3 protein-coding genes are annotated in these 2566 nt (G+C 61.8%); all 3 read left to right on the plus strand.

Features of this window, described 5'->3' with window-relative positions:
* The first annotated feature begins 83 nt into the window (after positions 1-83).
* From D769_RS29435 to D769_RS29445, 3 genes are read left to right on the plus strand one after another with little or no spacing between them, the layout of a single operon-like run.
* Complete coding sequence (locus D769_RS29435) at positions 84-548, plus strand: transposase (RefSeq protein ID WP_008652244.1); 465 nt, start codon at positions 84-86, stop codon at positions 546-548.
* On the plus strand, positions 548-898 hold the full coding sequence (tnpB, locus tag D769_RS29440) for an IS66 family insertion sequence element accessory protein TnpB (RefSeq protein WP_008652247.1): 351 nt from the start codon (positions 548-550) through the stop codon (positions 896-898). The genes D769_RS29435 and tnpB overlap by 1 nt, the downstream gene beginning before the upstream one ends.
* Before the next feature lie 31 nt (positions 899-929).
* Complete coding sequence (locus D769_RS29445) at positions 930-2519, plus strand: IS66 family transposase (RefSeq protein ID WP_008652249.1); 1590 nt, start codon at positions 930-932, stop codon at positions 2517-2519.
* Positions 2520-2566: the final 47 nt, after the last annotated feature.

Raw genomic sequence — 2566 nt, forward strand, 5'->3', positions numbered from 1 at the left:
CGTAAGCGCTCAATTGACGACGTCTGGTATTGAAGGCTGAACGTTGGCAGGCTAGCGTCCGCAAAGACTTTGCGGACGCAAACATGATCCAAGACGAGATTGACCTATTTCCGCTGCAGGCGGTGCGAGTCCGCTCCAATGGGAAGCGCGACTACGAGCCAGCGGCCAAGCGGCGTCTGATTGAGTTCTGTCTTCAATCGGGAGCATCGGTCTCGGGCACGGCGCTCAAGGCCGGTATCAACGCTAACCAGTTGCGCAAATGGATTCGGGACTACCGAGATTCAGTGCAGGCGCGAGGTGCGTTGCCGGCATTCGTGCCGGTTGTCCAGGAGGTTCAGGATTCGCGGCCAATCGAGACACTTGCAAAGGTTGCGGTGCCGCGTCACGAAGCGGCATCAGCGACTGGCGATCCGCCACCGCGGCAAGCGCAACCGCTGGCGCTCTTGAGCGCAAAGCTGCCCAACGGTGTATCACTTGAGCTCGAATGCAGCGAGCGAGACGTTGGGCTCGTAAAGGCAATGATCGAAGCACTGAGTGGAGACCGTTGATGTTTCGGCTCGACGCTGAGCTGCGGGTGTATCTGCATCGCGACGCAGTGGACTTCCGTAAGAACATCAACGGCCTGGCACTGCTGGTCGAGCAGACGCTCGGGCTGGATCCGTTTGCATCGGCTGTATTTGTGTTCCGTAACCAGCGGGCCGATCGCATCAAGATTCTCGGGTGGGATCGCAACGGCTTCTGGCTATTGTTGAAGCGATTGGAGGCGGACCGGTTTGCCTGGCCACGCGAGGCGGCTGTGGCTACGCTGACGGTCGAACAGTTGCACTGGCTGCTCGAGGGAATCGACATCGAGGCGATGCGCCGGCACCCGCACCGAGAATACCATCGCGCTGCGTGAACGCTGTTTGGCGGCAGCGGTCTAACCCGCCATGCCATCCACGCCCGTCACCGTTACCGCCGCCGAGCTGCAACTGTTGCGAGACGCCGAGCGCGAGCTCAAGGCAATACTCGCGGAACGCGAGGCAATCAAGGGCGAACTGCGTGTGATGACGGTCCAGCGAGACCTGCTCTTGGAACAGCTCAAGGCGTTTCAGCGTAAGCTGTTCGCCGCAAAGAGCGAGGCGCGAGGCTCGGAGCAGAAGGACTTGTTCCTCAATGAGGCCGAGGCCTTGGCGACGGCGGCCGCGCAGCCGGCGCAGGAAGAAGAAGGTACGCCCGAGACCGAAGTGGCCGGACACAAACGCAAGAAGCGCGGCCGCAAGCCGCTCGACCCGGCGCTGCCCCGTGTCGAGGTTCGTCACGAACTACCCGAATCGGAACGCGTCTGCCCCCTCGATGGCCAGGCTCTGGTCGAGATTGGCGTCGAGGTCAGCGAACAGCTCGACATCGTGCCGCAGCAGGTCCGCGTGATCCAGCACCAGCGGGTCAAGTACGCCTGCCCATGCTGCGACGGCGGCATCAAGACGACGCCGGCACCGGCGCGCATTATTCCCAAGGGACTCCTTACCGAATCGGCGCTGGCCTGGTGCATCACCTCGAAGTATCAGGATGGCCTGCCGCTGTACCGCCAGGCAGCGCTGCTGCATCGCTTCGGCGGGGACCTCTCTCGCGGCACCCTGGCCGCAAGCATAGTGCGAGTAGGCCAGGCGGTGCAGCCAATCATCAACCTGCTGCGTGACCATCTGCTGGAAGCAGACGTCGTGTACGGTGACGAGACAACGGTACAGGTGCTCAAGGAGCCCGGCAGGCCTGCCCAGAGAAAGAGCTTCCTATGGGCGCAGATGAATGGCACAGGGCCGCCGGTACGGTTGTTTGCCTATAGCCCGACACGCGAGACAAAGCAGGCTACGGCTCTCTATGCCGGCATCAAGCCTGGGGCGGTGTTGATGACCGACGGCTATGCACCATACGACGACGTCGCAAACACCTATCAGTTGGTGCATCTCGGATGCTGGGCACACGCGCGCCGCTACCTGGTCGAGGCGGAGCAAGCCTTGCCCAAGGACAAGCGCCCCGACCACCCGGTCACCGGATTCCTGCAGCGCATCGGCAAGCTGTTTGCCATCGAAAGCCACACGCTCAAGATGAAGCCGGAACAACGGCAGCAGGTTCGCGCCGAACAAAGCCAGCCGCTGCTGGCCGAGATCGAAACGATGCTGCTGCAACATCTGCATACCGTGCTGCCGCAAAGCCTGTTCGGCAAGGCGCTGCACTACCTGCATGGGCAGTGGCCAAAGCTCGTGCGCTACATCGAGAACGGAACCTGGCCGATCTCGAACAATCCCTGCGAGAACGCGATTAGGCCATTCGTGATCGGACGGAGAAACTTCCTCTTCTGCGACACCGTGGCCGGTGCCAACGCTAGCGCAAGTCTTTACTCGCTGGTGGAAACCTGCAAGGCCAACGACGTCGATCCGTATCAGTATCTCGTTGCCTTGTTCAAGGCGTTGCCACACGCACAGACCGCCGACGACTACGAGGCTCTGCTGCCCTGGAGGCTCAAGCCCTCAACCGTCTAGCGGATACCGCCGGCGGCCGCAAGGGGCGCCCTTAAAAGACCGCTTAC

The organism is Cupriavidus sp. HMR-1 (assembly GCF_000319775.1).
Taxonomy (GTDB): domain Bacteria; phylum Pseudomonadota; class Gammaproteobacteria; order Burkholderiales; family Burkholderiaceae; genus Cupriavidus; species Cupriavidus metallidurans.